The organism is Pseudomonadota bacterium (assembly GCA_011049115.1).
Taxonomy (GTDB): Bacteria; Desulfobacterota; Anaeroferrophillalia; order Anaeroferrophillales; family Tharpellaceae; genus DSCM01.
Window position 1 is genome coordinate 1 of record DSCM01000052.1, and the last position, 7,366, is coordinate 7,366.

Genomic DNA, 7,366 nt, shown 5'->3' on the forward strand with positions numbered 1-7,366 from the left:
CAATATTAATTGGCCGAAAGAGCCGGCAGGGCAGACTGTCAGACGCCAAGATGATCAGTTACGGAATACGAATTTCGTGCGCCTGGATGTTCTGGATCGGGGGCAAAGGCAAACGATGGGACCTGGAGAAAATCTGGTGCTGCCCTTTGATCCTATCAAAAATAGGGACCTGGCTGTCCATCTATGACCGGAGTGACTCTTCTGGTTGAAAGCCGTCTCAAATTGACGGTTTGAAGCGCCGGTTTTCTGAGAAAACTTTACATGAGAAAACAGTATGAACCCTAAAGTTTTTTGCACCGTCTTCGTCGCGGTCTTTCTGGCGGAGCTCGGCGACAAAACCCAACTGGCGACCACGCTCTTCGCCACCGACAAAGCTAACGGCAAACTCACCGTCTTTTTGGCGGCTTCCCTGGCCCTGATCGCGGCCACCGCGATCGGGGTTCTGGCCGGACATCTGCTTTCCCAGTTTATCGATGAAAAAACGCTGTCGCGGCTGGCCGGAATCGGCTTTGTTCTGATCGGTGGTTTCCTGTTACTGAAAAACCTGAGTTAAATCCGCTGCAAGCCGCCGCGTTCGAACGGGAAAAGACTCAACTGGTTACCGCCGTAGAAACTAAGGCTTCAAGGTCTCTTGCCGGTGGTCCGGATTCAACCTTTCAGAATCCGATCCACGGCCTGCTGGGCCGCCAACAGGCCGAAAATTCCCGGCATAAAGACGGCGCTGGGTTGAATCCGCCGACGGCGGCCGCGTTGAAAGTATTCCTCCCGCTCGGCTTCACTGAAAGCTTCCGGGTCACAGGATTCTACCGCCACCGGTTCCGGTGAATAGACCACCGTCACCTGACCTTTCTCAAGCCCTTCCCGCCTCAGTTTTTTACGCAGCACCCGCGCCAACGGGCAGCCGCTGGTCAATAACAGATCTTCGATTTTAATCCGGTCCGGCCGGCTGCGACCGGCGGCCCCCATGGATGAGATAAAGGCCAGTTTACGGGCCAGGCAATTGCGAATCAGATCAAGTTTCGGGGCGGCGCCGTCAATCGCGTCGATGAGAAAATCAAAATCACCCTCCCCCAGAAGTTCCGCGGAGGTATCATGATGGTAGAAGGTCTGGCGGCGGTTCAGCACGATGCGCGGATTGATTTCAAGCAAACGGTCGGCGGCCGCCGCCACCTTGGCCTGACCGAGCGTGCTCTGCAGAGCAAACAGCTGCCGGTTGATATTGGTTTCGCCCACCAGATCAAAATCAATCAGGGTCAGACGGCCCACGGCCGTTCGGGCCAGGGCCTCGGCGGCAAAAGAGCCCACCGCGCCGAGACCGACAATCGCGACATGAGCGGCGGCCAGCCGTTTCAGGCCGTCCGCCCCGAAAAGCAGCTCCAGCCGGGCGAAAGCCGTTGCCGGAAAATCAGATTCCATTACTTCTCCTTGCCTTCATCGACACCGAACAAACGAAAAAAATTAGCGGTGGTCCAGGCGGCGACTGCCAGCGGATCCCAGTTTCGCAATGCGGCCAGCGCCAGGGCCACCGCCGGCAGATCCCGGGGTTCGGAGGCGCCTTTGACGACCCCCCGCGACCCGATGTAGGGCGCATCGGTTTCCAGGAGAATACGTTCCGGCGGTGCCAGAAGCGCCGCCTCCCGCACCCGGCGGGCCAGCGGCCGAGTCAGATTACCACCAAACCCCAGATAAAAGCCAAGCGCCAGAAACTTTTCCGCCAGCTGCGGTCCGCCGCCATAAGCGTGCAGAACCCCTCGGTTCTTCGGAAAATTACGCAAGACCGCATACAGAGGCTCAAAAGCCCGACGACAATGCAGGATCACCGGCAAATCCAGCAAGGCGGCAAGTTCCAGCTGCTGTTCGAGGGCCTCCAGCTGGCGACTTTGCGAAAAATCAGCCAGGGCGAAATCCAGGCCGATCTCACCAATCGCCGCCGGCTGGCGCAAGCGGGCCAGTTGCCGCAGGGTTTCAGGCGAGAAAGCAAGCGACGGCTTCAGCCAGGCCGGATGCAGACCCACCGCCGCCCGCAGCTCGGCATGCCGCGCCGCCAGGCGACAGGCGGCGCGGCTGGAACATAAATCATAGCCGGGCACCAGCAGCCATTTGACTCCGGCCCTTGCCGCCCGCGCCAGAACCCCGGGCAAATCCTCCCGCAAGGGCGCGTCGGTCAGGTGACAATGGCTGTCAGCCAGAAACATTTCCACCCAAAGATCCTCCCGCAAAAATCAAGCCCGGTTCCCATGGCCGCGCCAGCCTCTAATTCCGTACCAGGTCGCCTTCAGCTTACGGCCCAAACCGGCGCCCCCTGGCAATCCGTACATTTTGCAACAAATAAACAGTTGTATTTTTACACGGCCCCAGGTATATTAACCGACATTAGCCTCTCAGCGTTCATTCTCGGTTTGAAAAAACAAGAAAACGTTCCGATGAGAGTACTAATTTGCGAGCCGCAAGCGCCTTTCTGGGTTGCGGGGCACGTTCCCGCATCAGTATCCAACTCAAAATCCTGTACCGGGAACCAAACATGACAGCTCTGTCGAAGTCTCCGAAACCCGAGAGCAATCGAAAAAGGATTTTCCTATCCCTCTTTACCCTGGCCGTTCTCTTTATTTCAAGCTTTTTGTGCCTGCCGCCGGCGCTTTCGGCCGCAGCCATGGAAAGCGAAAGCTACCGGATCGGGACCGGCGACATCCTTGAAATCTCAGTCTGGAAAGAAGAGAGTTTAAGCCGGGAAGTCATCGTTCCACCAGACCGGATTCTGGCCTTTCCGCTGGTCGGCGATATTGACGTCAAACAGATGACCATCGGTGACCTGCGCCGCGAGGTAACCACCAGGCTGAAGGATTTCATTCCGGAAGCCACCGTGACCGTGATGTTGCGCCAGATCAACAGCCTGCGCGCTTACGTCATCGGCAAGGTCAACAAACCCGGCCAGTTTCCCATCGACCTGGAAACCAACGCGATGCAACTGCTGGCCATGGCCGGTGGCCTCAATCCCTTCGCCGCCGGCGGCAAGATCTATATTCTACGCTACCAGGACGGCAAATCAACCAAAATTCCCTTCGATTATCGCGAGGTGGAAAAAGGGGAAAACCTTGCCCAGAACATTATCATTCAGCGCGGCGATGTCATAATTGTGCCCTGACGAAAAGGCTTCCGCCAAAGTTTCAAAGCTCCGCGAGCCCATCTCGAACACAGGTTCATTAAAGATGAAAAAGACCTTTTTTTGCCTGATTCTTATTCTCTGGCTGGCCTCGCCCGGTCTGCTTCGCGCCGCGACCGGAGATTTTTCCTGCACTCCATCCCTGCAATTTCGCGCCGAATATGACGATAATATCAATTTCGACAACGAGAACGAAAAAAGCGACTGGCTTGGGGTTTTCATTCCGACCCTGACCGCGAGCTGGCGAACTCCGAGAATCGACCTCAAAAGCAGCCTCGAAGGCGAAATCAGACGTTTCGCCGCCGAGACCCGCTATAACGACGAATACCAGCGCTACCGTCTCAACGGCAGTTTTCAGGCCACCGAAAAGCTGGTTCTGGAAGGCGGCGCCGCCTATACCAAGGATTCTATTCTCGACTCCGAACTGAAAGAAACCGGGATTGTCGAAGGCCTTTACGCCCGCAAACGCGGCAGTCTCGACGCCAAAGCCCGCTACCGCCTGGGCGAACGACTCTTCTCCGGTTTCAGCTACGGTTACAGCGACACGACTTACGACAGTCCCAACGACATCGACTACGACAGCCACAGCCTGGTCGGCAGTATCAGTTATCTCCGGCGCAACCAGAGAGATCAGTTCTTTCTGCAACCCCAGTATTATCGTTATAATTCCGAGATCAGCACGGTCGATAATTACGGCCTGAGTCTGGGTTGGACTCGTGAACTGAGTGAAAAACTGAGCCTCACCTGTTACCTGGGGCTTCGTTACACGGAATCGGAATACAGATACTCCACCTGGATCCCGTTTTTTGATTCCGGCAGCGGCCTGATCAGCTGGCGGAGGAAAAAGCTCTCTTTCACCGAGGATGACTGGGGCGGAACGGCCGACATCTCCCTGAGCGGCAGAACCGAAACCTTAACCTACAAGCTGGCTTACAACCGGGATTTAAGTTATACCTCTACGGGCAGCCCGATCGACCGCGACCGCCTGACCGGCTCCCTGCGCTGGACCGTGAGTCGCCGCCTGCACAGCGGTTTTGCTGCGGGCCTCTATTTTTCAAAAGCCAATGATGACTACAATGATGAGGACAGCACTTATTTCTACCTGCATCCGGACCTGAGCTGGCAACTGACGGAAAAGCACAGCCTGCAACTGCACTATCTCTACGCCGCCACCACCGACAAAACCTTATCCGACAACCGCAGCTACGATCGTAATCGGGTCTGGCTGGCCCTGGTTTTCAATTTCCCCAGACTGCTCGACTAAGGAATTTTCAATGCAAACACAGGAAGCCATATCCCTGGAACAGGTCAAAGGTATCATTCGCCGCCAGAAATGGCTCTTCTTCTTGATTTTTTTCTGTACCTGGCTGGCGGCGGGAGTAATCGCCGTGTTCCTGCCGGCGATTTACCGGGCCGAAAGCACCATTCTGATCGAGGAACAACAGATCCCCCAGGAATTTGTCCAGACCACGATTACCAGCTATGTCGAGGAACGCCTTCAGGTGATCACGCAGCAGATCATGAGCCGTCCCCGGCTGCAGGAAATCATCGACCGTTTCCAACTTTATCCGGAAATGCGGAAAAACCATAGCAACGAAGAGATTGTTGCCCGTCTGCGAAAAAATATCGCGTTGCAGACCATCAGCGCTGATGTGGTCGACCGGCGCACCGGTCGACCGAGCACCGCGACCATCGCCTTCAGCCTCGCTTACCAGGGAAAAGATCCTGAAACCGTCACCAAGGTCACCAACCGCCTGACCTCGCTTTATCTGGAAGAGAACCTGCGCCAGAGGGAAGAGCGCGTGACCAACATCGCGACCTTTCTCAACCAGGAACGCCAGGAACTGGGCCGTAATATCGCCGACCTGGAAGAAAAGATCAGCACGTTCAAACAGGAACACGGCCGGGAGCTGCCGGAATTCAATGCCGTCAACCTGCAAGCGGTCAACCGTCTGCAGCGGGATCTTGAACAAAGCCGCATGCAGCTTCGCTCCCTGCAGGAGAAAAAATTATATCTTGAGGGCCAGCTGGCGCTCATCGACCCCGGCCTCAGCCAGAACCTGCTACATAACGAGGAGGGGCGCCCCCTGCTCCAACCCAGGGAAAAGCTCAAAGCCCTGCGTCTGCAGCTGCTTTCCCTGCGTGCCCGTTATTCCGACAAACATCCGGACATCAAAAAAACCGAGCGCGAAATCAGCGAAATTGAAACGCAATACCCCAACCTGGTGTCAACCACCAGGGAGCTTCAGGACAAGAATGAACGACTTATCAACCTGAAACGCAAAAGCGAGGACTTACAAACCCGGCTCGGAGAAAAACATCCCGACCGGCTTCAGGTCGAAAACGAGCTGGCCCTGTTACGCCAGGAAATCAATCAACTGACAACACAGGACTCTGACAATCAGGCCAAGGGGTTTGAGGCGACGCCCGAAAACATCAGCAACCCAGCCTATATCAACCTGCAGATCCAGATCAACTCCATGGCAATGGAGATTGCCGCGACCGAAGAGGCATTTCAGGAAACCCAGAAAAGCCTGACCGACTACCAGACCAGGCTTGAAAACGCGCCGCTGGTGGAACGGGATTACAACCGCCTGCTTCGAGACCTTGACCAGGCCCAGCTGCGCTATACCGATATCACCCATAAGCTTACCGAGGCCCAGATTGCCCGGGAAATGGAAGAATCGCAGCAGGGAGAACGCTTTAAGATCATCGACCCGGCCCAGACCCCGGAAAAACCTTTCAAACCCAACCGCCTGGCCATCGCCCTGATCGGCTTTGTCCTGGCCCTGGGCCTGGCCACCGGCGTCTGCGCCTTACGCGAAAACCTCAACACCTCGATCAAAAGCGCCGATGAACTTGCCCGCCTGACCGGGGTTCCGGTTCTGGGCGTTACCCCGATGATGGAAAACCCGCGTGAACGCCGGCGGCGCTACAGAATTTATCTGGTCCTTGCCATCCTCCTGCTGGCTGTCATGCTGGGGTTACTTGCCGCCATTCATTTTTATTATCTGCCTCTGGATATCATCTGGATCAAGGCCTTGCGGCGCTTCGGCGTTTAAGCGGGCCTTCCCGCTTAATGAAACGTGGTCTTTCAACCTCTGCCTGAACGGCTTTGCCGCCCGGAAAATAGATCATGAGCGATATTCTGAAAAAAGCCCTGGCCAAACAGGCCCGGGACCGAGAAACACAAACCTTGTCCCCGCAGCCGGCGGCGCTTCAGCAAACCGAGGCGCCGCAAAAGGTGGCGCCCGCTTTTACGGCGCAGCCCCCGGTTCGGCGCGAAAGCAGCCCAAAACCGCAAGCCGCGCCGACGACCAAAAAAGAGAATTTCAATCCCCAGAGCCTGGATGAATTCAAGATAGTATACGACTGCCGCATTCATCCGGCGGCGGATCAAGTTAAAATTCTAAGAACCCAGATGCTTCGCAAACTGCAGAAATTCGGCGGCAAATCGGTCTTGATAACCAGCCCGGGTCCCGGTGATGGGAAAACCATCAACGCCATCAACGTCGCCATCAGCATCGCCCAGGAAATCGACCGCACCGTGCTGCTGATCGACGCCAATCTGCGCACTCCGGCAATCCATAAATTCTTCGGCATCAAACAAGGCCTCGGCCTGGCTGACTATCTGCTCGGCAAAGCCACGATCCCCGAGCTTCTGGTTAACCCGGGCATCGACAAACTGACCCTTCTCCCCAGCGGCCGCCCCCTGGCAACCTCGTCGGAAATGCTGGGGGCCAGCCGCATGGCCGACTTGGTCAACGAGATGAAAAGTCGTTATGAAGATCGGATTCTGGTCTTTGACGGACCGGATATCCTGACCAATGCCGATGCGCTGGTCTTTTCCAGCCTGGTAGACGGCATCGTTCTGGTGGTCGAAGCGGAGAAAACCACCCGCCAGGAAATCAAGGACGCTCTGGGGCGGCTCCACAACGCCAATCTGATCGGTACGATTTTTAATAAGGCCCGCGAATAGTCCCGGATCAGGAGGAAAAATCCTTACCAAACCGGCTTAAACCTTCAACCTCGACCGCAATCCGCCGGAGGATCATTTTGAATAAAACCAAGAACTAATGCGGGAATAATCCCGCAACCCAAAACGGCCTTCACGGCCCGTGCCTAAAGGTATTTCCTTTGTTCACAAATAAGTACTCTGATCAAAACCTTTTCTAGTTTTTGTTGTCGTCAAAAATGTTGAAAAAA

Annotated in this window: 7 protein-coding genes; 5 read left to right on the forward strand and 2 right to left on the reverse strand. The window is 55.8% G+C overall.

From position 1 onward, the window contains the following. Positions 1-274: 274 nt before the first annotated feature. A complete protein-coding gene (locus ENN66_04500; GenBank protein ID HDS15867.1) occupies positions 275-553 on the forward strand; it encodes a TMEM165/GDT1 family protein in 279 nt (92 codons plus the stop codon). A gap of 95 nt (positions 554-648) precedes the next feature. Here the strand turns inward: ENN66_04500 and ENN66_04505 are convergent, their stop codons facing one another. After that, a complete protein-coding gene (locus ENN66_04505; GenBank protein ID HDS15868.1) occupies positions 649-1,416 on the reverse strand; it encodes a tRNA threonylcarbamoyladenosine dehydratase in 768 nt (255 codons plus the stop codon). Then, complete coding sequence (locus ENN66_04510; GenBank protein ID HDS15869.1) at positions 1,416-2,201, reverse strand: TatD family deoxyribonuclease; 786 nt, start codon at positions 2,199-2,201, stop codon at positions 1,416-1,418. Before ENN66_04510 ends, ENN66_04505 begins: the two co-directional genes overlap by 1 nt. Before the next feature lie 449 nt (positions 2,202-2,650). Between ENN66_04510 and ENN66_04515 the strand changes: the two genes are divergently transcribed. From ENN66_04515 to ENN66_04530, 4 genes are all read left to right on the forward strand, one after another. Continuing rightward, positions 2,651-3,142: a polysaccharide export protein gene (locus ENN66_04515; protein ID HDS15870.1), complete on the forward strand. Its 492-nt coding sequence runs from the start codon at positions 2,651-2,653 to the stop codon at positions 3,140-3,142. A 64-nt stretch (positions 3,143-3,206) separates the two neighbouring features. After that, complete coding sequence (locus ENN66_04520; GenBank protein ID HDS15871.1) at positions 3,207-4,424, forward strand: hypothetical protein; 1,218 nt, start codon at positions 3,207-3,209, stop codon at positions 4,422-4,424. Between the two features lie 10 nt (positions 4,425-4,434). Then, entirely contained in the window at positions 4,435-6,222 is a 1,788-nt protein-coding gene (locus tag ENN66_04525) for a hypothetical protein (protein HDS15872.1), read from the forward strand. Positions 6,223-6,296: 74 nt separating this feature from the next. Next, entirely contained in the window at positions 6,297-7,139 is an 843-nt protein-coding gene (locus ENN66_04530; protein ID HDS15873.1) for a polysaccharide biosynthesis tyrosine autokinase, read from the forward strand. Positions 7,140-7,366: the final 227 nt, after the last annotated feature.

Coding starts and splice junctions, on each gene's coding strand:
- ENN66_04515 (HDS15870.1), top strand. CDS start 2,651: ATGGAAAGCGAAAGCTACCGGATCGGGACCGGCGACATCCTTGAAATC.
- ENN66_04520 (HDS15871.1), top strand. CDS start 3,207: ATGAAAAAGACCTTTTTTTGCCTGATTCTTATTCTCTGGCTGGCCTCG.
- ENN66_04530 (HDS15873.1), top strand. CDS start 6,297: ATGAGCGATATTCTGAAAAAAGCCCTGGCCAAACAGGCCCGGGACCGA.
- ENN66_04500 (HDS15867.1), top strand. CDS start 275: ATGAACCCTAAAGTTTTTTGCACCGTCTTCGTCGCGGTCTTTCTGGCG.
- ENN66_04505 (HDS15868.1), bottom strand. CDS start 1,416: ATGGAATCTGATTTTCCGGCAACGGCTTTCGCCCGGCTGGAGCTGCTT.
- ENN66_04525 (HDS15872.1), top strand. CDS start 4,435: ATGCAAACACAGGAAGCCATATCCCTGGAACAGGTCAAAGGTATCATT.